This window comes from Campylobacter sp. RM19072, from assembly GCF_024723485.1.
GTDB lineage: Bacteria > Campylobacterota > Campylobacteria > Campylobacterales > Campylobacteraceae > Campylobacter > Campylobacter porcelli.
This window is the reverse complement of sequence record NZ_JANQCU010000002.1, coordinates 40457-62090: the sequence shown is the minus strand read 5'-3', so window position 1 is coordinate 62090 and position 21634 is coordinate 40457. Positions and strand designations below refer to the sequence as shown.

The following is a 21634-nucleotide window of genomic DNA, read 5'->3' as shown; positions in this document are numbered from 1 at the left end:
AAATATTAGCCAATAAATTTAAAGGGAAAAGATTGCTAGGTGTAGAAGCGATTGAAATTTTAAGCCAAGAAATATCAAAAAGTGAGATGGATAACTACATTTCACAGATTAAATTTAATGAAAAAAGCTCAAATTCTCAAAGGGTAGTCTTCATCGCTCCAAATGAACTTATAGCTAGATTTATCCAGACAAAATATTCTAATAAATTAGCTAGTATCTATGAAATTCACACAGGTTTAAAACCTCAAGTTATCATCACAACGCAAAAAGCAGACTTAAATATCAAGTTAAAAGATGTAAATGTAAAAGAGATAAAGAGCCAAAGCTCACTATTAAATCCTAGCTATACATTTGATAATTTTGTCGTTGGAGACTCTAATCAATTTGCTTTTATCAGCTCAAAGCAAGTAGCCGCAAACCCTGGAAAAGCCTATAATCCACTATTTATCTATGGTCCAACTGGTCTTGGTAAAACTCATCTTTTACAATCTATAGGAAATGAATGCTTAGAAAATGGCAAAACCGTTATTTGCATTACAAGTGAGCAATTTACAAGTGATTTTATAAGAAATGTAGAAAATAGAACTATGAATAAATTTAAAGAAAAATATCGTAATTGCGATGTTTTACTTATCGATGATGTTCAATTTTTCCATAAATCAGAAAAAACTCAAGAGGAGTTTTTCCATACTTTTAATGAAATTCACTCTAAAAATGGTCAAATAGTTATGACCTCAGACAAACCTCCAAAAATGCTAAAAGGCTTTGAAGAGAGATTAAAAAGTCGTTTTGAGTGGGGACTTATGGCTGATATTACTCCACCAGAGCTAGATACCAAAATTAGAATTATCAAGACTAAATGCGAATTTGACAAAATAGAATTAAGCGATGATATAATAGAATATATCGCTTCAAATATGGGCGATAATATAAGAGAGATAGAAAGCGCTATAATCAATATCAATGCTTTTGCTAATATTATGCGTCAAAATATCACACTTGAATTTGCCAAAAATGTCATAAAAGATCAGATAAAAGAGAAAAAAGAAGCCATAAGCTTAGAAAATATAATACAATATGTATCTTATGAGATGAATATAAAACCAAGTGATATAAAGAGCAAAAATCGCACAAAAAACATTGTAGAAGCTCGTAGAATTTGTATATACTTAGCTAAAACCTTAACCCCAAATTCAATGCCACAACTAGCTTCACATTTTGGGTTAAAAGACCATAGTGCTGTAAGCCATAATATCAAAAAAATTAATAATTTAATAGAAAATGATAGCTATTTTAAAGCTAGATTAGAAGAGTTAAAAAATAAAATATTATCAAAGGAATAGTGAATATGTGTGAAAATTATATTGCGAGTTATTCAATAAAATTTAACCAAATTTACGGCGTTTTGTGTAGTTATTCACAAAATCAACAAACTAACTAAAAACAAAAAATAAATTTAAAAATAAAGGCAAAAAATGAAAGTTTTAATCAAAAAAAATATCTTAGAAACAATAATAATAAACACAAGTTCATATCTTGATAAAAAAGATCTAAGCTCAATCACATCTCATATATTCATAAGTGCTAAAGACTCTCTTTTAACAATCAAAGCTACAGATAATGAGATTGGACTAAGCTATAAAGCTTCAAATGTAAATATAATTGATGAAGGTATAGCTACTGCAAATGGTAAAAAACTTCTTGATATTATAAAAAGCTTAAAAGATGGCGAAGTTATGCTAGAGACAGTTCAAAACCATCTATATATAAAACAAAATAATTCAAAATATCGCCTACCTATGCAAAAAGCTGATGATTTCCCAGATTTCCCAACAATTGAAAATAAAAAAAGATTTAATATAAACGCAGCAAATCTAAGCAAAAGTTTAAAGAAAATCACAAATTCAATAGAAAATACTAATTCCAAAATAGAATTAACAGGTGCATTAATAGATATTAAAAATGAAAATATAAATTTAGTCGGGACAGATACAAAAAGACTTAGCATATACACACTAGATATAAAATCAGAAAATGAACCATTTAGTATAATAATTCCTAAAAAAGCTATAGTTGAAATTCAAAAAATATTCTATGAAAATATCGAAATTTACTATGATGAAAATATCTTTATCGCAATTAGCCAAAATTTCGAATTTTTCACAAAATTGATAAATGGACGCTATCCAGACTACGCAAGAGTAATACCAAAAGAGTCTAAAATAAATATAACACTAAATCGTGAAAAAATGATAGAAGGCATTAAAACCATATCAATGCTATCTGAAATTATAAAAATTACAATAACTCCAGAAAATATATCATTTGAAAGTATCAATAATGATAATAGCGAAGCAAAAACCATAATAGAACAAAAATTTAATATAGAAGAAAATATAATATTAGGAGTAAAAAATAGATTTATACTTGATTTCTTATCAAGCATTGAAGATAGCGAATTTACTCTATCTTATAATGATTTAGGACTTCCATTTGTGCTTAGTTGCGAAGAGTTAAAAACAATAATAATGCCTATAAATATTTAAGGATTAAGATGGAAAATTTAGAAAAAAAAGATTATGGCGCTGGAAATATCAAGGTTTTAAAAGGTCTTGAAGCCGTTAGAAAACGCCCTGGAATGTATATAGGCGATACTAATATAAATGGTCTTCATCATATGATCTATGAAGTAGTAGATAACTCCATAGATGAAGCAATGGCTGGATATTGCGATACTATCGATATTGAGCTTACAAATGAAGGCTCAGCTATAATCACAGATAATGGTAGGGGAATTCCAGTAGATATTCATCCAACTGAGAAAATTTCAGCTGCGACTGTGGTTTTAACCGTTCTGCACGCTGGGGGTAAATTTGATAAAGATACATATAAAGTATCAGGCGGACTTCATGGAGTTGGTGTATCAGTTGTCAATGCTCTATCTAAAAAATTAGTTTTAAATATAAAAAGAGATGGCAAACTTCATCGCCAAGAATTCGCCGAAGGCATACCTCAAAGCGATTTAGAAGTTATCAAAACTACAAATAGAACTGGAACTAGCGTAGAGTTTTGGCCTGATGATACTATCTTTGAAATAACTAAATTTGATAGAGAAATTTTAGCCAAAAGATTTAGAGAATTAGCATATTTAAATCCAAAAATTACTATAAATTTCAAAGATCAAAGAGATGGATTTAAAGAGAGTTATCACTTTGATGGCGGACTTGAGAGCTTTGTAACTGATATGAATAAGAGCAATCCAGTAAGCAAAGCTGTGAGCTTTAGCGGTGGGGAAGATGATGTTATAGTTGATTTTGCTCTTTTATATAATGATACATATAGCGAAAATTTATTAAGCTTTGTAAATAATATTAAAACCCCTGATGGCGGAACTCACGAAGCTGGATTTAGAGCTGGGCTTACTAGAGCTATTACAAACTACATAGCAGCAAATGCCGCTACTCGTGAAAAAGATACTAAAATCACTGGAGATGATATAAGAGAAGGTCTTATAGCTGTTGTAAGCGTCAAGGTTCCAGAGCCACAATTTGAAGGGCAAACTAAAGGCAAACTTGGCTCAAGCTATGTAAAACCAATAGTCCAAAAGATGACTTTTGAAGTGCTTTGTAAATATTTTGAAGAAAATCCAAACGAAGCAAAAGCCATTATGAATAAAGCTCTAATGGCAGCTCGTGGCAGGGAAGCAGCTAAAAAAGCAAGAGATTTAACACGCAAAAAAGATAGTTTAAATAGCGTTGGAACATTGCCTGGTAAATTAGCTGATTGTCAAAGCAAAGATCCAAGTGAGAGCGAAATTTACCTTGTTGAGGGCGATTCTGCTGGAGGCTCAGCAAAGCAAGGTCGTGATAGAGTATTTCAAGCTATTTTGCCACTTCGTGGTAAAATTTTAAATGTAGAAAAGAGTAGGCTTGATAAAATTTTAAAATCCGAAGAGATAAAAAATATGATAACCGCATTTGGTTGTGGTATCGGTGATGAGTTTGATGCTAGTAAGCTAAGATACCATAAAATCATCATTATGACTGATGCTGATGTCGATGGAAGCCATATCCAAACCCTACTTCTTACATTTTTCTTTAGATTTCTTACACCAATTATCGAAAATGGAAATGTCTATTTAGCTCAGCCACCACTTTATAGATATAAAAAAGGCAAAAAAGAAATTTATTTAAAAGATGAAAAAGCCTTAAATGAATTCCTTATAGAAACTGGCATTGAGAGCGAAGATTTCCAAGGAGTTGGTAGTAATGATTTGATAGATTATCTAAAATTAATTAGTACATATAGAACGGTTTTAAATGAGCTTAAAAAGCGTTTTAATGTCCTAAGTGCGATTAGATATATGATAGAAAATCCAGATATTATAAGCAAAGATTTCAAAGAGTTATTTGAGATTATAAAAGTTGAGCTAGATAGTCAAAACTATAATATTTTAAACTCATATGTCAATGAAAATGAGATTAGAATTTATGTCCAAACACCAAGCGGACTTGAAGAGTTAGTTATAGATGACTCTTTATTTGTCAATCCTTTATACATTGAGGCAGTTCATATATACTCTAAGATGAAAGAGCGTGAGATCGATCTTAATGGGGATCCTTTAGAAATCTTAGAAAATATCGAAAAAAGTGCGAAAAAAGGTGCTTATATCCAGCGTTACAAAGGTTTAGGTGAGATGAATCCAGAGCAACTTTGGGAGACTACTATGAATCCAGAAAATCGCCGTTTGCTTAAAATAGATGTCAAAGATATGCAAAGTGCAAGTGATATATTTGAGCTATTTATGGGTGATGAGGTCGAGCCAAGGCGAGAGTATATCCAAGCTCATGCTAAAGATGTTAAGCATTTAGATGTATAAGGATAGGTATGCAAAATTTAAAATATGGTGAAAAAATCATAGCCCAATTTGACCTTGATAAGGATTTTGAGATATGGCCAAATAGTGCTAATAAAGATTACGCTATTAAAATTACACTACCTGAGTTTGCTTGTTTTTGTCCAAGGAGTGGCTATCCAGATTTTGCTACAATTTATCTTACATATGTTCCTGATAAATTTGTAGTAGAGTTAAAAGCTTTAAAACTATATATCAATAGCTTTTTAAATCGCCATATCAGCCACGAAGCTAGTATAAATGAAATTTATGATACATTAGATAGTAAGTTAAAACCAAAATATTTAAGAGTTGTGGGTGATTTTAATCCAAGGGGTAATGTCCATACAATCATAGAAGTAGATAGTAATATGATAAGAGAGCAAAAATATGATACAAGCTCTATTGAATTCCAAAGTACTAGGAAATTTAACTAATGATAAACCCAAGGCTTATTGAGCATATTTTTAAAGCGGCCAATATCTCAAGGTGGAATGACTACCCTAAAATGGTTGATTTATTAGAATTAGATAAACAAGCTCATAAATTTATCATTGCCTATTTTATCGCTAAGCTTGAAAATAATATAGATATGCGATATATAATCGAAGGTGGGGTGTTTGAGTTTTTAAGTAGAGTTGTGGTTACTGATATTCGCCCAGATGTCTTTCATCACATTCAAAAGACCAAAGCTTCTCAGATAAATAGCTGGGTTTTAACGAATTTAGAGCCATTAATAGATGATATAGATGGGGGTAAATTTCTAGAAAGATTTAGGAATTTTATAGATGATAAATCTCATCTAAAAGAGAAATTAATCTTAAAAGCTGCTAGCTATCTAGCTACAAAATGGGAATTTAGTATCGTATATCAAACTAGTAAATTTTTAAATAATATCGATGAGTTAAAACAGCAAGTAGATGAGGAGTTAGAGGATTATTATGAGCTAATTGGTGTTAGGAAAATTGCGATGAATCAAAAATTAGCTCGTATTGTTGATTTAAGCGGAAGATTGAGATTTCAAAAGCGCTGGGCACAAACTAGTAGAATTCCAGAAACTGCAGTTTTAGGGCATATGCTTGTTGTGGCGATATTTGGTTATTTTTATTCACTTAAAGTTGGGGCAAATTCAAAAAGATTAGAAAATAATTTTTATTGTGCTTTATTCCACGATTTACCAGAGAGCCTAACTCGTGATATTATAAGCCCTGTTAAATATGGCATTGATGGGTTAAATGAGATAATTAGCGAGTATGAGATGAGACTGATTGAAGATAAAATTCTCCCATATGTCCCACAAAGCTTTAGAGATGAATTTAGCTATATTTTAGGCGTTAGAAATGATAATGGAGTGCTTAAAAAAGATGAATTTGAAAACAGAATTTGCCGCACAACTCCACAGCCATATCATGGAAGTATGAGTAATGTAAATGATGATGAGTATAATAGCATTGATGGCAAGGCTTTGAAATATTGCGATAGATTAGCTGCTTTTGTGGAGGCGGGGCTATCTATAAGCTATGGTGTAAAGAGTAAAGATTTAGTCCAAGGTTTTCAAAATATAAGAGCTAAATTTAAAAGAAATCCAAAAATCGAAGGGGTGGATTTTAATCAAATTTGTATAGATTTTATGGAGTATTTCGGTATAAAAAACCTCTCCCCAGATGACTGCGGCACACACCTGTAAAAAGTGCTCTGCTATGTTCCCATCCTGAAGCGGTGCTTTTTAAAAGCATTGCACAGGTCTAAGGAAAGGCGGATAAGATTATATCCATATTTTACTTAAAGTAGGATTATGATGAGTTATAAATTAAATTTTTTATCTATTTTTCGTGAGCTTTTTGTCCCACATTATCGCTCTTTAGAGTTTAGGGCTAAAATTTTAACCGCTATACTAATTGCTAAAAAGAGTATATCAGATAGTGATTATTACGAAGTAGAAGATATAGCAAAAGATATATATGGCAATGATGAGAAGAGAATCCACATCTTAGTCCAAACGATAAAAGAGTATGTAGATAAGGCAACTCAAGGCAGTAAGCTAAATTTGGATATTTTATTAAAAGATATAGATTATGAGTTAAAATTAATCAAAAGATATGTCAAAAAAATTGATTTTGAACACCTTAGAAGATTGATGATTAATAGCGATGAGGTTGATGCTATCTTTCAGCAGCAGGTGTATGAATTTTTCCTAAATGAGGTTAGAATTTACTCACATAATTAAAATCACAATCGCTAAAATATTAAGAAATTTTAAATCTATCGCCGATTTTAATCCTACCTTCATACTCAAATTCAGTAATCTCTAGTGCCTTATCAGCACATTTTACCCAAAATCTATCCTTACTAATCCCCACTATAGCGCCATTTACGCACTTATATGTTGGAGCATTTTGATGATATATTGCTTTTATTATTTTCATCTCTTTATCATTTATTATAGCCCTTGCTAGTGGAGCTGGATGAGTGATCGCACGGATAAAGTTAAACACATCACGGCTATTTTGATTCCAATCTATCATCTCATCGCCAAATTTTCTTTGTGTGCAGTAAAAGCCGTATTTATCGATATTTGATTGCTTAATTGGCTTAAAATCTCCACCTAAAATCATCTTTAAAGCCTCATATAAAACATACCCACACTGGTTGTGAGCCGTTTGTAGCAGTGTGGAGTAGTCATCGCTATCGTTAATCTCATAGTGCTTTTGTAAAATTATATCGCCTGTATCAATTCCTTCATCTATATAATGCACAGTGATACCAAAGCTCTTTTCATCATTTATCAAAGCCCAATTTAAGATATTTCTACCACGATAAAATGGCAAGGCACCAGCGTGGCAGTTGATCGCACCAAGTGGTGTTAGATCTATAATTTGGCGTTTAAAAATTTGGTCAAATGACATAGAGACCAAAATATCACACTTAAATTTAGCAATTTTGGATATAAACTCAAGCGAATTTATATCTTTATGTTTTAAAATCTCAATCCCATAATCTTTGGCAAATTCAGCTAAAATTTTATCATCTGAGCCATTTCTAACGCAGATAAAAGCAATTTGCATATTTGGGTCTTTAATGATTATTTTAAAAGCATTATGAGACCAAATCCCATCAGCGAAGTAGCCGATTTTTAAATTTCTATTAAGGTTTGTACCCCCCCCCCTAAATTCATCATACACCTCCAAAAATTAATCTATAAAATCTCTAAGCATCTTAATCTCATCAGCCCAAATACTCTCATCAATAGTCTCTAAAATCAAAGGAATTTCATCGATTTTAGGATCATTCATAATGGATTTAAAGGCTTGCTTGCCAATGAGCCCCACTCCTAAGCTATCGTGGCGATCTTTGCGTGAGCCAAGAGCTCCTTTACTATCATTTATATGCATTCCGCTAAGGTATTTATACCCAACTATCTTATCAAATTCGCTCATAGTTTTAGCATAGCTCTCATCATCTCTAATATCATAACCACTAGCAAATAGATGGCAAGTATCGATACATACGCCTACACGACTGCTATCCTTACTCATAGCAATCAATGCTGCTAGATGCTCAAATTTATATCCTAGATTGCTACCTTGACCGGCGGTATTTTCGATAACTAGCTTGATATTTGATGAGTTTTGAAGTAGAGCATTCATCTGTTGTGCTATTAACTCCAAGCACTCATCTTCGCTTATTTGCTTTAGATGTGAGCCTGGATGAAAGTTAATAAGCTCAATCCCTAAGGCTTCGCACCTTTTAATCTCATCTAAAAATGAGTCAAAACTCTTAGCCCTAGCTTGTGGATCTGGATGACCTAAATTTACCAAATAGCTATTATGAGCTAGGATATGCTCTGGTTTTATATTGGATTTATTTAAATTTGATTTAAACTCATTAATATCGCTTTGTGTTAGTGGCTTTGCACTCCATTGTCTTTGATTTTTAACAAACAAAGCAAAGGCGTCCGCTCCGATATTTAGGGCATTTTGCACCGCATTTGCCACTCCACCACTTGCACTTACATGGGCTCCGATACGCTTCATTGTAACTCTCTTATTATGATTTTTACCATATTTTTATTATCAATAAATTTAACTAAATTATCGCAAACTTCATATTTTATCATTTTATTAGCTATATTTTGCTCAAATCCGCAATTAGTTTTTTGAAAATTTGCCCCATCATAGATTGGAATTTTAGATATGATATTATCTAAGATCTCATCATAGTGAGTTGATCTTAGATATTTTATATTAAAGCTTTGATAATCACTACAAACCCCATTAATACAGATATTTTCAGCTAGTTTTAAATTTAAAACTAACGCCCCGCTATTGTAGATTTGAATTTGAGTTTGATTAGTATATTTATGTATAAATCCAGCATCGCTAATACGCAAATTAGGCGTAATAAAACTAAATAAAACGCTACTAGAGTGCTGCGGCTGATAGGCAAAACATCCTAAAAATAGTGTAGCAAATGCTGACAAAATAGAGATTTTAAAGCTAAATTTATATATACTCAAAGTAAGCCTTTTTCAAATTTGTTAAATTATATATCTGTTTTGTAAATCTTTAATATTTTTAAGTAGCATTTAAGTAAGATTTTTATATAATTCCACTCACGCAACCGCAGTGGCCCCTTCGTCTAGCGGTTAGGACATCGCCCTTTCACGGCGGTAACACGAGTTCGAGTCTCGTAGGGGTCACCACCTATATTCTTATTTTATAAATCTTTTTTATATTTCATTTCTCAATATTTTTTTAGTTTATTTTAAATTCATTAGCCCTAAGTTAATTATATATTTATTCTTTAAATTAAGCCAAATTTTACTATAATAAAGTTCAAAAATGCCGATATAAAGCTAAATTTAAAAGGAAAAATATGCAAAATGGTAACAAAAAAGATATTCATGAGATAAAAAACGATATCTCAAAAAAAGATGAGCGAGATCTAACAGAAGATGAGAGAAAATTTAAAGAGTTAGATTCTAAAATCGCTGATAAGATCAAAAATGAAGAAGAGATTACCACTTTAGATAAAAATATAACTGCGATGATGCCTTATGCTATTGATACTTCGCTTACTCTATTTGGACTTGAAGAGAATAAGAAATTTGGCGTTTTTATGGGTAAGGATCCGCTAGATTTAAATATCGTAAATCTTGATACCAAAGAGTATTTATATGAGAGTCCAGCCAAAGATGTAGAGAAAAAAATTATAGAATTTGAAGAGGAGTATGCTAGGCATAGAGCGCTTTTTATCTATGGAATTGGCAATGGGGTTTTCTTAAAATCTATCTTGGCTAATCCAACGCATAAAAAGATATTTGTCTTCGAGCCAGAGATTGAAATTTTATATGCCGCACTTAGCTTGATTGACTTTTCTAGGGATATTTTTACTGATAGGCTTGTTATTTTAGATTCGCACAAGGTTACATTTTTGCAATTTTATATCATCTGCAAAATGCCTGATGTATTTCATAGCTTTAGGCTTTATAATTTGCATATTATCGATGATTATTATAATAATGAAAAGTATCAAGAGAATATCTTAGAATTAAATAAAACTATGCAAAAAGCAATCGTCCAAACCCTATATGAGCGTGGCAATGACTCTAAAGATTGTCTTTTAGGAATGATTCAAACCACCCAGCATCTCCCAGATGTATTTGGTGCTATACCTCTTAGAGATATTATAAATAGACGCAAAGGCAAGATAGACTCAGCCGTAGTCGTATCTACTGGCCCATCGCTTCATAAGCAGCTACCAATACTTAAAAAACTTGCTCCATACACAATTATAATAGCAGTTGATGCGAGTTATCCAATTTTAAAAGAGCATGGGATTAAGCCTGATTATGTAACATCAATAGAGAGAATTCCTCCTACTCCAGATTTTTTTAAACCTGCTAGAACTAAATTTGATGATGGGATTATATTTGTTGTGGCTTCTCTTACGCATCATGAGTCAGTTGAGAATTTACATGATAAAGATGTTTGTTATGCTTTAAGGCCGCTAAATTATGAGATGAGCTTTAAAGATTTTAAATTTGGCTATATCGGCGGGGGACAGAGCGCTGCTCATATGGCGTGGAATATCGCTCAAGCGTTAAATTGTAAAGATGTAATGCTAATAGGTCAGGATTTAGCTTATGGTGAAGATGGCACTAGCCACTCTAAGGGACATATATTTAAGGAGACTGAAATTCCCGTAGAAGAGATACCTATAATGACGCAAAAATACGGCGGTAAAGGCGAAATTCAAACTACATTTATATGGAATTTATTTAGACAATATTTCGAGCATAATATCGCAATGCTTCAAAGAAGTGATCCAAACTATAAGCTCTATAACTGCACCGAAGGTGGAGCAAGAATAGAAGGAACAACTGAAATTCCATTTAAAGAGATGGCTGATAAGATTATCGCTAAGGGCAAAAAAAAGAGCTTCAAGCCAATTTCGCCAATTAGCAAAGAAAAGCAAGAGCAACACCTAAAAAAAGCGATCAAAAATATAACTGGAATTTTCAAAACTGGTAATAGAATCCAAAAAAAATGCGAAAAGCTATATCTCAAAATCGCCAAAGAGATAGAGAGAGCTAAAAAATTAAAAGAGCAAAATAAACAAGATAAAATCAATTATAATAAGCTTCAAAAGTTATCATTTGAGATTGATAAGTTAAAAGAGTATGTCTTTAAAGATAGGGTATTTATGTCTTCATTTTATGGGATTTGCGGAGCGATGCTAAATAGCCAAGAGCTCGAACTTGCTGTTATCTCCGCTCGTAGAGCTGATAGTGATGAGGAGAAAAATGATAAATTATTTGAGTGGGTATCTTGTCAGAGCTACTGGATTTTTAGCTTAGCTGGTAGCATTGATGCGACTTTAGGCAAGTTAGCTGACGCAGCTAGTGGATTTATGGATAGTTATAAGCTCTTAGAACAATGATAAATAGCGATATTAAATCCACTTATGATGAGCATACTTACAACTCATACTCATATGCTCAAACTAGTATAGATTATCTTTGTGCGGTGGCTAGATTTCATGGTTTAGCCGCTACTGATCCATATAATGCTAAGGTGCTAGAGATAGGATGTGCGATGGGTGGCAATATCATCGGTCAAGCCATCAATCACCCAAATTCAACTTTCATAGGGATCGATCTAAGTAGCGAGCAAATTGCCATTGGCAAAGCTGCCACCCAAGGCATAGGCTGTAAAAATATAGAGCTAATTGAGATGGATATTTGTAATCTTGTGAGTGAATTTGGCGGTAAGATTGAGTTTGATTATATCATCTGTCATGGAATTTATAGCTGGGTGCCTGATTTTGTAAGAAGTGCGATTTTACAAAGTTGTCAAAAGTTATTAAGTCCAAATGGCGTGGCATTTATTAGCTATAATTGCTATCCAGGGTGGAAATATGTAGAGCCTTTGCGTGATTTTATGCGATTTAGTGCGGTTAAAAATAGCGGGAATGTAGCTGATCTTGAGTCTGGATTAAATGCTATTAAATTTCAAAAAGCCTTCTATGCTAAGTATAGTCCAAATGAATCAAGCGCTACTCATATTAAGAACTTAAATTTAGAGTATATAAATCACATTCAAAACTACCCTAAAAGCTATGTCGCACACGAATATATGGAGATTTGTAATCAGCCGTTTTATTTTTTAGATTTTGTAGCTGATGCTGGTGATAATGGGCTTTGCTATGTAGCAGATGCGACCTATCATTTTGACCCATCATTTTTGCCAGATGGTGCTATAAGTGAGTATTTTAAGCTATCATTTGATGATTATATCTCGGCTAATCAAGCTTATGATTTTCTATACTCTATTAGATTTAGAAGCTCAATCCTTACTAAATCGCAAAATCAAAGCAAACTAGCAACAAGCGATTATGATAAGGCGAAGTTCGCTCCAAATTTATATTTTAAGCTCATTAAGCCCTCACCTGAGCTATTAAATTCAGCTAAAGATACATATATCGAGCCTTTGGCTAAAGCTTTAAATGAGGCTTTTCCAGCGACTATGAGTTTTGATGAGATTAAGGCTGTGTATCAAAAAGATGATATTGTATTTAGGTATTATGATATTAGAACGGTTACAAATAACGCTCTAAGCATAGCTTGTGAGCCACATAAGAAGCTATTATACACGCCTGGTAAAACTAGATTAAAAAAAGCTTATGAGCCATATTTAAGATATTTTTTAGATAATGATAACTCATCAATTGGCATAGCAACTCCATCTAATGATAAATTAAACGCTGATAAGCACACGCTAGAGCTTACATTAATGTTTGATGGAAATCACACTATAAAAGATATTCAAGATCATATAAAAGCTAAATTTGAAAAAGAGAAATTAATCCCAACTATTCAAAAAGATGGCAAAACTATATTATTAAAAAGCTCAAAAGAGCAAAATGAGTATTTCAAAAATGCGGTTGAGACTATCAAGCTTTCACTTATAAATACCCTAATGCTAGAAGAGTATTAAACTCTTCTATAGGGCATTTGCAATTAGCTCGATTGGATTAATACATTTTGCACTGCTACCATGAATGTGTAGAGCGTTATTTAGCTGCATTTTACACGCACTACACTCACTACCTACACAGCTAGCATCTACGGCGTTTATTTGTGCGGCTCTACTTTGACCAGCTTGGCGACTTAGGTGGTATTTTTCACTTTGCATTGTTACCCCACCAAATCCACAACAACTATTAGTGTCACTCATCTCATTTAGGATATAAGCTTGTTTTAAAAGCTCTCTTGGCTCTTTCCAAATTCCTTGCATTTTCTTAGCGTGGCATGGGTCGTGATATGTGATTTTAGCTATCTTTTTATCTCTATTTCGCTCTTGTAAAATTTGGGCTAAATTTGTAAATTTCGCAAAATACTCAGTAGCTAAATATATTTTTTTGCTGATATTTATAGCTCTTTGCTTCCACTGCAAATCATTGTGAAAATAGTGCTCATAATCTACCTTTATCATCGCCGAACAGGTAGCTTCTGGTATGATGATGGCGTCTATTTTACCGCTATTTAAGAGCGTTTCAAAATACTCAATATTCTTTTTTGCTAGATAATCTACAGTGTTAAAATCTCCAGTAAAATAAGCTGGAGCCGAGCAACAGCCTTGAGATTTCATCAAATGGGCGTTGATTTTAAGCTCTTTTAATATCTTAAGTAGTCCTTCTCCTACTGATGTATATGCGTAGTTTCCCATACAGCCAATGAATATTCCAATGGTTTTATCTGATCCATTATCTATAAATTCAGTGTGTGAGTTTAAAAAGCTCTTTTTAGATGCAGTTGGCAATAGACGCTCTTTTTTTAACATTGGCAGACTAAATCTTGGGCTCATATTGCCATCTTTAATTTTAAATCCGCAGCTTTGAAAGACATATCCAAATTTCGCAGCAATATCCATAATCTTTCTATTTCTAAGTAGATAAAAAAATAGCCTTTTATACCACGAAATGCCAAATTTAGCCGCTATATCGGCTCTAGCATTTTCTATCATAGTATCAGTTGGCAAGGATACCGGGCAGTCTTGGACGCAATTTGTACATAAAAAACAGCTCTCAAAAACATCTTTTAAATTCTTATCAAGCTCGATTTCACCTCTATTATACGCTCCTAATAGATCTAAAAATCCCCTTGGACTTCTAACTTCATCGTGGCTAATTTTGTATATTGTGCAATTTGGCTTACACTTTCCGCATTTTACACATGCATCGCTAATCGCACTAAAATTATAGTTACTCATTTATCCTCTTTGTTTTATTAAACTTGCTTTTATAGCTTCTATAAAGGCGGTTCTAACTCCGGCTTCTTCTAGCTTACACACCCCTTCAATAGTCGTCCCAGCAGGTGAGCAGATACTATCTCTTATTAAGGCTGGGTGTCTATTTTCAATCAGTGTAGCAAAGCTATTAAATAGCCCACTTGTCATAGCCTGAGCGTCGCTAAGATTTAGCCCTGAGCGAACTGCGGCACTATTGATGGCATCAGCTACTAAGGCTAGGTATGCTGGGGCGCATCCACTAATGATACTTGCTGCGTCAAAAGTAGCTTTTGAGTCAAATTTAACCGCCTTGCCAAATCCATTTAAAATTTGCTCTATCATCTCTATATCTCCACTTGCCATATATGGATTTATACTAGCTCTATCTTTAGCAGCGATATTTGGCAAACAAATAGCGTGATTTATGGCGTTTATAGCCTGGATTTGCTCTAAGCTAGTGCGAGCTAACACGCTAATTATCGAATTTGCTTTGCCATTTGCTATATTTTTAAACCACTCAAGTGCATTTGGCTTAATGGCTAATATGATATTTTTATCATTTATATCATAATTTTTATCGATAATTTCTATATTAAATTCGCCACGCAAAGCCTCTAATCTACCGCTAAATCTCCCAGCTAATACAACCTCAAATCCAGCTGATTTTAGCCCATTAGCCATGGCTAGTCCCATATTTCCAGCACCGATTATGGTAATTTTCATCTTACTTCCTGTCTTAAAATAGAGACGCTACTTGGTAATTTTAAGCCATCTGTTATAGCGTTTGTTATGCTTTGTAAATCAAATTTAGTATGGTCAAATGCGACTACATAGCATATATCTCCAGATTTTAGATACCTATCTTTTCCAGCCTCTTCATATCTTGTAGCGCCAATTGTGATTATCATCTCATTTGGGTAGTTTGCGTCGCTTAAAATTTTGGATAAATTCTCTAGCACAGCGTAATCTTGTTGAGTATTTAATTTATCTTTAATCCACTCAAGCAATTTTTCATAAAAATATAAGTAGCCACTTAGCTTGGCACACTCTCCATATCTGATAAATTCATTTGAGCTTTTTAAAAATGAGACCAAGCTATAGTTATCGCAGACCCCACCAATGCTAAATTTATCTATCTCAATCTCATTGCCAAGCCCTTTTGAGCCGGTGCTGAAGTTTTTCTTTTGAGAGATTTTAGTAGCGGTTTTATCATTTCTAACCGAAGCGTCATTAAATGCAGCAAATTTAAGCGGCTTAACGCTTTTGACCTTGCCATTTTCATACTCTAATTCGCATCTTAGGGCGATTTCTGGCTCCATTTGCACATTTAAATTCTCATTGCTAGGTAGATATAGATAGCTATTATCTATGCAATTTCTGCCTAAAAATCCGCCACTGCCCTTTATATAAAATGGGAAAATCCCCTTTGGTGCGTATTCATCATCAGTTTTTACTAAGGCAAAATCACTAGCCTCACCAGCTTGTTCAAGATGTAAAGCGAAGTTTCCAGCTATTCCAAATCCTATATTTATACTCACAAAGTCTCCTTTAAACAGTCTTTGAAAAGCTATTATTAACGCCTTTAAATTTGGCCATATACTCATCAAAGCACATAGCGATATTTCGTATTAATAGCGTTCCAGTTTGGTTTGTCTCAATTTTTTGATTACTAATATTCATAAACTGCTTTAGCTCGCCTAGCTCATCTAACTCAGCTTTAAAATAGTCAAAAAAGCTAATGCCAAATTCGCTCTCAACCCTTTTAATATCTAAAGAGAAATTCGCCATCAGCTCCATTATTACAAATTTTCTAAGCTTATCTTGATTGCTTAGATAAATTCCTTTTGAATTTGGTAATCTCCCAGCATCAATAGCAGCTTCGTAATTAACCATATCTTTGTGATTTTGTGCGTAGTAGTCATCGCCTTCGCCGATACTAGTAAGCCCCACGCCAATTAGTTGAGCTCCGCCTTTTGTAGTGTATCCTTGGAAATTCCTATGTAAGGAGCCATTGCTAAGAGCTTTAAATAGCTCATCGCTAGGCTTAGCGTAGTGATCCATACCGATCATTTTATAACCATTTTTTGGTAGATAATCCATAGTGTATTTTAGAATTTCAAGCTTAGTTTTTGGGCTTGGGAGCGTGGCTTCATCAAATTTTCTCATACTTTTTTTGATCCAAGGCACATGAGCGTAATTAAATATAGCAAATCTATCTGGATTTAGGCTAACTCCTAGCTCTAAAGTGCGTTTAAAACTCTCTAGATTTTGATATGGCAGACCATAGATGAGATCTGTATTCACGCTTAGCATTCCATATTTTCTAGCCAAATTTACCGCATTTTGAGTTATATTAAATGGCTGAATTCTATGGATCTCTTTTTGAACCTTTTCATCAAAATCTTGAACTCCAAAGCTTACTCTATTAAATCCATGTTTGCTAAGCACTTCTAGCTGCTCTTGATTTAAAAATCTTGGGTCTATCTCACAGCTTATCTCAGCATCATTTGTAAAGTTTTTAAAATATTTTTTTATGGATTTTATAAGCCTATCAAGCTCGCTAGCGCTATAAAAAGTCGGCGTCCCACCGCCAAAATGCATCTGGACAACGCTTCTTTTAGTATCTATGATGGTAGCTAAAATTTCAAGCTCACGCTCTAAATAATCCAAGTAGCGACTCATCTTATCGCTTTTGCTAGTGTAGATAACATTACAGCCACAAAAATAGCACGCCGAACGGCAAAATGGTAGATGAAAATATAGCGAAAGTGGCTTATCGCACTCTTTTAAACGCTTAATATACTCATCATAATCAAACTCATCGCTAAATTCCAAAGCCGTAGGGTAGCTTGTGTATCTAGGTCCTGGCTTAGAATACTTCACAAAAGCTTCAAAATCTACCATAATTATTCCTTATTAACAAGTGAGCGCATATCTAAAAAGAGATTTGGGTGCTCTTTTTTAATCTTTGCTATGAGCTTATCTAAATTTGGCTCTTTTTTGTAGTTGGCTCTTTTTATCTCTTCGATTGCTACGCTCCAAACATCGCCAAAATCAATTGGTAAATTTTGTAAAATTGATCGCTCAAGCTTTAGCTCGAAATTCTCTTTTTGTGCGTTTTTTAACGCATTTATCAATGCTTCAAATAGCTCAGCTGGGACAAGAGCGCAAGGCTTATTGCCATTCATACCAAACCATGGCGCATCGAAATTTGCCCTGCCTTTATAGCTTAGCTTCATTTGATTATCTTCCATTGGCTCTAATTCAAAGGTTGTGCGACGCCTTTTGCTAATTCCTAGAGTTTGACTAATATTTTCTAAGTGGCTATTCATATCTCATCCTATCGCACCAGACCATAACTCCTTTTTGAGCGTGAAGTCTATTGTGAGCTTCTTTAAATATCTCATCAGCGTGAGCTTCAAACACGCCATCGCTTACTTCATATCCCCTATAAGCTGGCAAGCAGTGTAAAAACACGGCTTTATCTTTGGCTAAGCTCATCATGCCCTCATCTACGCAAAATCCAGCAAAATCAGCTACTTTTTTAGCCTTTTCATTCTCTTGACCCATAGAGACCCAAGTATCAGTAGTAACTACATCTACGCCATTTATAGCCTCTTTTGGATCGTTGCTTATTTTGATTATTGCGCCACTAGATTTGGCATTTTCTAAGGCTATGCTAGTTATCCATTGTGGCGCTTCATACCCTTTTGGTGTGGCAATTCTAAGCTCAAAACCAAGCTTAGAAGCAGCCATAAGCCATGAATTTGCCATATTATTTCCATCGCCTACATATGCAACTTTCATATTTTGGATATCTAAGCCAAGCTCATCTAGTGTTAATAAATCAGCCATCAATTGAACAGGATGAAAGTCATCGCTAAGCCCATTAATCACAGGAATACCGCTAAATTTAGCAAGCTCCACTAAATCGCTTTGTTTATAAACCCTAGCCATAATCATATCTACCATACCACCAAGCACTCTAGCAGTATCTTTGATAGGCTCCCCACGACCTAGCTGTATATCACGACTACTTAAAAATAGAGCTTTTCCGCCAAGTTGCTGTATGCCAACTTCAAAGCTCACTCTAGTTCTAGTTGAGCTTTTCTCAAAAATCATAGCCAAAAATTGATCTTTTAAATATGGTTTATAATCCTTATTTAACGCCTCTTTTTTAATATCTTTAGCAATGTTTAAAATATCTAAAATTTCATCTTTGCTTATATCATTTAGAGTCAAAAAGTGTCTCATATCTATCCCTTGTTTGAATTTAATATCTTCGCAACCTCTTTGGCATGATAGCTGATAATTAGATTAGCCCCAGCTCTTTTAAATGCTATCATCGTCTCCATCATCACACGCTCATAATCAATCACTCCAGCCTTAGCTCCAGCCTTTAAGAGTGCATACTCGCCACTTACATTATACACGCAAAGCGGTAGTTTAGTTCGCTCTTTTATATCTCTTATAATATCTAGATATGCTAAAGCTGGTTTAACCATCAAAATATCAGCACCTTGAGCCTCATCTTCTAAGCTCTCACCAATTGCCTCAAGCCTATTTGCTGGATCCATTTGGTAGCTTTTTCTATCGCCAAAGCTTGGAGCGCTTTGTGCAACATCTCTAAATGGTCCATAATATGCTGAGGCGAATTTAGTTGAATAGGACATAATAGGCAAATTCACATAACCATTCTCATCTAAAGCTTTACGCAAAGTGTAGATTATCCCATCCATCATTCCACTAGGTGCTATCATATCAGCTCCAGCTTTTGCGTGGATAAGGGCTTGTTTGGCTGAAATTTCAAGCGTAGCATCATTATCCACAGAGCCACATTTATAATCCAAAATCCCGCAATGCCCATGATCTGTATATTCACAAAAGCATAGATCAGTAATCACAAAAAGCTTTGGAAATTTCTCCTTAATAGCTCTTAGCGATCTAGCAATTATCCCATTTTCATCTAAAGCATCGCTACCTATGCTATCTTTTAAATTTGGAATTCCAAATAAAATTATGGATCTTATCCCTAAATTTATAATCTCTTCACACTCTTTTAAAATCTCATCTAAACTCATTTGAAATACGCCAGGCATAGAGCTTATCTCATTTTTTATCCCTATGCCCTCAACTACAAAAAGCGGATATATAAAATCATCAATAGATATTTTATTCTCTCTTACCATTGCCCTTAAAGACTCATCTAATCTTAATCTTCTATATCTTTTAAACATTATAATTCTCCTATAAATTCGGTCATTATAGCAAAATTTAATTTAATCAAAAATAATTGATTTTGTTTAAATTTAATCGCAAATGCTATAATTAAAATAAAAAACAGAGGTAAAAAAATGAATATAGAGGTATCACAAATTGCAAATTTGCCAACTAAATTTGGTAATTTTAAGATAAAAGCGTATAAGGAAAATCATAAAGAGCATCTAGCTATATTTACTTCAAATTTAGGCGAGATAGTAAATTTACGCGTCCATTCAGAGTGCCTTACAGGCGATGCTTTAGGGAGTAAAAAGTGCGATTGTGGTGAGCAGCTAGAATCTGCATTAAAGTATATCGCAAATAATGGTGGTATGGTTATTTACCTGCGTCAAGAAGGTAGAAATATAGGATTATTAAATAAAGTAAATGCTTATAATCTCCAAGACTCTGGATTAGATACCATACAGGCTAATCATCAGCTAGGATTTAAAGCTGATGAGAGAACATATGAGATAGTGGATTTTATCTTAAATGATTTTGGGATTAAGGGGGTAAATTTGCTAACTAATAATCCATTAAAACTCTCTAGCCTAAAGAGTAAAATCATAAGCCGAATTCCAATCCAAATAACGCCAAATGAGTATAATAAAGATTATCTAAGTATCAAAAAAGAGCAGATGGGACATATGCTATGAGTGAGAATTTTTGGCACAATGTAGCCAAATTCGATGAAATTTTAAAGAAATTTAATAAAATTCATAGTCTTACAAATTATAAAGATATTAAGCCAGTAGCCCTTGATAGCATAGCTCCAGTGGAATTTCTAGGCTTTGAGCCTAGGGTTTGTGTGGATGTGGGTAGTGGGGCTGGATTTCCAGCAATATTTTTGGCTATGATTTGGCAGGAGTGTGAATTTCATCTATATGAGCCAATTGCGAAAAAATCAAGCTTTTTGACTTACGCAACGCTAAATTTAGCCCTTAAAAATGTATCTATACATAGCGGTAAGATAGAGGATTGTCAAAAGATTAAAGCTGATTTGATAACATCTAGGGCGGTGATGAAGGCGGTTGATTTGATTAAAATTTGCCAAGGATTTTATGATGAGAGTAGCACATTTTTACTCTATAAAGGCTCAAATGCGAAATTTGAGATAGATGAGCTAAAGTGTGATAAGAATATCTATCAAAAAGATGATAGAAACTATGTAGTTTTAAAGGGTTTAAATGCTATCTAAAATTATAATATTTATATTAATAATAGCCATAATCTACTTTTTTATCATTCCTAAATTTAGAGGTAAAAAGCCTAGAAATGATGGCGATAATTTCGTTGAGTGTAGTAAGTGCGATACATTTGTAGAGTTAAAAGATAGTGTGCTAAAAGATGGGAAATATATCTGTAAGGAGTGTTTAAAATGATTATAATTGGTAGTGATTTTATAGCTTATGAGCCGGTATTTTTAAGCAAATTTGAGTTAAAAAATTTAAACTCAAAGTGTAATTTTATCATAGTTTCTAACATTAAAGAGGCGTTAATAGCCAATGCTAATGGGGTTAAATTTATAGTATGTGATACTTTAAAATTAGCCAAAAAGCTACAAAAATTAGCCAATCACTATCTATTTGATAGCAAAATCGCCTTAATAATCAGTAGCGATGAAGAGTTGCAAAAAGCAGCCAAAAAGCAAATTGACGCTGTCATTTACAAAAGTGCCATAAGGGGATAG

General features: G+C 33.5%; 21 protein-coding genes, 1 tRNA gene, 1 other RNA gene and 1 pseudogene. 13 read left to right on the top strand and 11 right to left on the bottom strand.

The features are described 5' to 3' along the window. Positions 1–32 precede the first annotated feature (32 nt). The 5 genes and pseudogenes from dnaA to CSUIS19072_RS02100 form a co-directional block, all read left to right on the top strand. A complete protein-coding gene (dnaA, locus tag CSUIS19072_RS02120; RefSeq protein WP_086237540.1) occupies positions 33–1343 on the top strand; it encodes a chromosomal replication initiator protein DnaA in 1311 nt (436 codons plus the stop codon). Positions 1344–1475: 132 nt separating this feature from the next. Next, positions 1476–2546 (top strand): DNA polymerase III subunit beta, encoded by a 1071-nt coding sequence (dnaN, locus tag CSUIS19072_RS02115; protein WP_086237541.1) that lies wholly within the window; start codon positions 1476–1478, stop codon positions 2544–2546. 8 nt (positions 2547–2554) lie between these two features. Further along, the gene (gene gyrB, locus CSUIS19072_RS02110) at positions 2555–4879 is read left to right on the top strand and encodes a DNA topoisomerase (ATP-hydrolyzing) subunit B (protein WP_086242414.1); all 2325 of its coding nucleotides are present in this window, start codon (positions 2555–2557) and stop codon (positions 4877–4879) included. 8 nt (positions 4880–4887) lie between these two features. Beyond that, the gene (gene queF / locus CSUIS19072_RS02105; protein WP_086237543.1) at positions 4888–5331 is read left to right on the top strand and encodes a preQ(1) synthase; all 444 of its coding nucleotides are present in this window, start codon (positions 4888–4890) and stop codon (positions 5329–5331) included. Next, positions 5331–6542 (top strand): annotated as a pseudogene (locus tag CSUIS19072_RS02100) (HD domain-containing protein); the annotation flags it as partial. The gene queF and the pseudogene CSUIS19072_RS02100, both read left to right, overlap by 1 nt. Before the next feature lie 6 nt (positions 6543–6548). On the opposite strand, the gene ffs reads toward CSUIS19072_RS02100, so the two are convergent. Continuing rightward, an RNA gene (gene ffs, locus CSUIS19072_RS02095) (signal recognition particle sRNA small type) lies at positions 6549–6646 on the bottom strand. 46 nt (positions 6647–6692) lie between these two features. On the opposite strand from ffs, the gene CSUIS19072_RS02090 reads away from it, so the two are divergent. Next, positions 6693–7121 (top strand): hypothetical protein, encoded by a 429-nt coding sequence (locus tag CSUIS19072_RS02090; RefSeq protein ID WP_086292923.1) that lies wholly within the window; start codon positions 6693–6695, stop codon positions 7119–7121. Positions 7122–7140: 19 nt separating this feature from the next. On the opposite strand, the gene CSUIS19072_RS02085 is transcribed toward CSUIS19072_RS02090, so the two are convergent. Genes CSUIS19072_RS02085 through CSUIS19072_RS02075 form a run of 3 tightly spaced genes read right to left on the bottom strand, consistent with a single transcriptional unit; the run spans position 7141 to position 9410 of the window. After that, on the bottom strand, positions 7141–8076 hold the full coding sequence (locus CSUIS19072_RS02085) for a methionyl-tRNA formyltransferase (RefSeq protein WP_236847914.1): 936 nt from the start codon (positions 8074–8076) through the stop codon (positions 7141–7143). A 9-nt stretch (positions 8077–8085) separates the two neighbouring features. Then, positions 8086–8928, bottom strand: coding sequence for a deoxyribonuclease IV (gene nfo, locus CSUIS19072_RS02080; RefSeq protein WP_086292925.1), 843 nt, complete (start codon positions 8926–8928; stop codon positions 8086–8088). After that, the gene (locus CSUIS19072_RS02075; protein WP_086292926.1) at positions 8925–9410 is read right to left on the bottom strand and encodes a hypothetical protein; all 486 of its coding nucleotides are present in this window, start codon (positions 9408–9410) and stop codon (positions 8925–8927) included. Before CSUIS19072_RS02075 ends, nfo begins: the two co-directional genes overlap by 4 nt. Positions 9411–9521: 111 nt before the next feature. Here CSUIS19072_RS02075 and CSUIS19072_RS02070 point away from each other — a divergent pair. The 3 genes from CSUIS19072_RS02070 (at position 9522) to CSUIS19072_RS02060 (ending at position 13392) form a co-directional block, all read left to right on the top strand. Continuing rightward, positions 9522–9596 (top strand) — tRNA-Glu (locus CSUIS19072_RS02070). A gap of 173 nt (positions 9597–9769) precedes the next feature. Next, positions 9770–11836 carry a motility associated factor glycosyltransferase family protein gene (locus CSUIS19072_RS02065; protein ID WP_086292928.1) on the top strand — a complete coding sequence of 689 codons (2067 nt, stop codon included), beginning with the start codon at positions 9770–9772 and terminating at the stop codon, positions 11834–11836. After that, positions 11833–13392, top strand: a complete 1560-nt coding sequence (locus CSUIS19072_RS02060) for a class I SAM-dependent methyltransferase (RefSeq protein WP_086292930.1) — start codon at positions 11833–11835, stop codon at positions 13390–13392. The genes CSUIS19072_RS02065 and CSUIS19072_RS02060 overlap by 4 nt, the downstream gene beginning before the upstream one ends. A 6-nt stretch (positions 13393–13398) precedes the next feature. Here CSUIS19072_RS02060 and CSUIS19072_RS02055 read toward each other — a convergent pair whose 3' ends face one another. From CSUIS19072_RS02055 to hemB, 7 genes are read right to left on the bottom strand one after another with little or no spacing between them, the layout of a single operon-like run. Next, complete coding sequence (locus tag CSUIS19072_RS02055) at positions 13399–14667, bottom strand: (Fe-S)-binding protein (protein ID WP_086292932.1); 1269 nt, start codon at positions 14665–14667, stop codon at positions 13399–13401. After that, positions 14668–15408: a pyrroline-5-carboxylate reductase dimerization domain-containing protein gene (locus CSUIS19072_RS02050; protein WP_086292934.1), complete on the bottom strand. Its 741-nt coding sequence runs from the start codon at positions 15406–15408 to the stop codon at positions 14668–14670. It lies immediately after the preceding gene. Beyond that, positions 15405–16223 carry a DUF5718 family protein gene (locus tag CSUIS19072_RS02045; protein ID WP_086292936.1) on the bottom strand — a complete coding sequence of 273 codons (819 nt, stop codon included), beginning with the start codon at positions 16221–16223 and terminating at the stop codon, positions 15405–15407. The genes CSUIS19072_RS02050 and CSUIS19072_RS02045 overlap by 4 nt, the downstream gene beginning before the upstream one ends. Positions 16224–16233: 10 nt before the next feature. Continuing rightward, positions 16234–17589: an oxygen-independent coproporphyrinogen III oxidase gene (hemN, locus tag CSUIS19072_RS02040; protein WP_086292938.1), complete on the bottom strand. Its 1356-nt coding sequence runs from the start codon at positions 17587–17589 to the stop codon at positions 16234–16236. Positions 17590–17591: 2 nt separating this feature from the next. Then, entirely contained in the window at positions 17592–18017 is a 426-nt protein-coding gene (locus CSUIS19072_RS02035) for a DUF2603 domain-containing protein (protein ID WP_086237553.1), read from the bottom strand. Beyond that, positions 18010–18939: an ornithine carbamoyltransferase gene (gene argF / locus CSUIS19072_RS02030; RefSeq protein WP_086292941.1), complete on the bottom strand. Its 930-nt coding sequence runs from the start codon at positions 18937–18939 to the stop codon at positions 18010–18012. Before argF ends, CSUIS19072_RS02035 begins: the two co-directional genes overlap by 8 nt. A 2-nt stretch (positions 18940–18941) precedes the next feature. Continuing rightward, positions 18942–19922 carry a porphobilinogen synthase gene (gene hemB, locus CSUIS19072_RS02025; RefSeq protein ID WP_086292943.1) on the bottom strand — a complete coding sequence of 327 codons (981 nt, stop codon included), beginning with the start codon at positions 19920–19922 and terminating at the stop codon, positions 18942–18944. A gap of 117 nt (positions 19923–20039) precedes the next feature. Here hemB and ribA point away from each other — a divergent pair, with 117 nt between their 5' ends. Genes ribA through CSUIS19072_RS02005 form a run of 4 tightly spaced genes read left to right on the top strand, consistent with a single transcriptional unit; the run spans position 20040 to position 21634 of the window. Further along, entirely contained in the window at positions 20040–20600 is a 561-nt protein-coding gene (gene ribA / locus CSUIS19072_RS02020; protein WP_086237556.1) for a GTP cyclohydrolase II, read from the top strand. After that, on the top strand, positions 20597–21142 hold the full coding sequence (rsmG, locus tag CSUIS19072_RS02015) for a 16S rRNA (guanine(527)-N(7))-methyltransferase RsmG (RefSeq protein WP_086237557.1): 546 nt from the start codon (positions 20597–20599) through the stop codon (positions 21140–21142). The genes ribA and rsmG overlap by 4 nt, the downstream gene beginning before the upstream one ends. Next, on the top strand, positions 21132–21326 hold the full coding sequence (locus CSUIS19072_RS02010) for a PP0621 family protein (RefSeq protein WP_086237558.1): 195 nt from the start codon (positions 21132–21134) through the stop codon (positions 21324–21326). The genes rsmG and CSUIS19072_RS02010 overlap by 11 nt, the downstream gene beginning before the upstream one ends. Beyond that, a complete protein-coding gene (locus CSUIS19072_RS02005) occupies positions 21323–21634 on the top strand; it encodes a hypothetical protein (RefSeq protein WP_086237559.1) in 312 nt (103 codons plus the stop codon). The genes CSUIS19072_RS02010 and CSUIS19072_RS02005 overlap by 4 nt, the downstream gene beginning before the upstream one ends.

Coding starts and splice junctions, on each gene's coding strand:
- dnaN (WP_086237541.1), top strand. CDS start 1,476: ATGAAAGTTTTAATCAAAAAAAATATCTTAGAAACAATAATAATAAAC.
- gyrB (WP_086242414.1), top strand. CDS start 2,555: ATGGAAAATTTAGAAAAAAAAGATTATGGCGCTGGAAATATCAAGGTT.
- queF (WP_086237543.1), top strand. CDS start 4,888: ATGCAAAATTTAAAATATGGTGAAAAAATCATAGCCCAATTTGACCTT.
- CSUIS19072_RS02090 (WP_086292923.1), top strand. CDS start 6,693: ATGAGTTATAAATTAAATTTTTTATCTATTTTTCGTGAGCTTTTTGTC.
- nfo (WP_086292925.1), bottom strand. CDS start 8,928: ATGAAGCGTATCGGAGCCCATGTAAGTGCAAGTGGTGGAGTGGCAAAT.
- CSUIS19072_RS02065 (WP_086292928.1), top strand. CDS start 9,770: ATGCAAAATGGTAACAAAAAAGATATTCATGAGATAAAAAACGATATC.
- CSUIS19072_RS02060 (WP_086292930.1), top strand. CDS start 11,833: ATGATAAATAGCGATATTAAATCCACTTATGATGAGCATACTTACAAC.
- CSUIS19072_RS02055 (WP_086292932.1), bottom strand. CDS start 14,667: ATGAGTAACTATAATTTTAGTGCGATTAGCGATGCATGTGTAAAATGC.
- CSUIS19072_RS02050 (WP_086292934.1), bottom strand. CDS start 15,408: ATGAAAATTACCATAATCGGTGCTGGAAATATGGGACTAGCCATGGCT.
- hemN (WP_086292938.1), bottom strand. CDS start 17,589: ATGGTAGATTTTGAAGCTTTTGTGAAGTATTCTAAGCCAGGACCTAGA.
- CSUIS19072_RS02035 (WP_086237553.1), bottom strand. CDS start 18,017: ATGAATAGCCACTTAGAAAATATTAGTCAAACTCTAGGAATTAGCAAA.
- argF (WP_086292941.1), bottom strand. CDS start 18,939: ATGAGACACTTTTTGACTCTAAATGATATAAGCAAAGATGAAATTTTA.
- hemB (WP_086292943.1), bottom strand. CDS start 19,922: ATGTTTAAAAGATATAGAAGATTAAGATTAGATGAGTCTTTAAGGGCA.
- ribA (WP_086237556.1), top strand. CDS start 20,040: ATGAATATAGAGGTATCACAAATTGCAAATTTGCCAACTAAATTTGGT.
- rsmG (WP_086237557.1), top strand. CDS start 20,597: ATGAGTGAGAATTTTTGGCACAATGTAGCCAAATTCGATGAAATTTTA.
- CSUIS19072_RS02010 (WP_086237558.1), top strand. CDS start 21,132: ATGCTATCTAAAATTATAATATTTATATTAATAATAGCCATAATCTAC.
- CSUIS19072_RS02005 (WP_086237559.1), top strand. CDS start 21,323: ATGATTATAATTGGTAGTGATTTTATAGCTTATGAGCCGGTATTTTTA.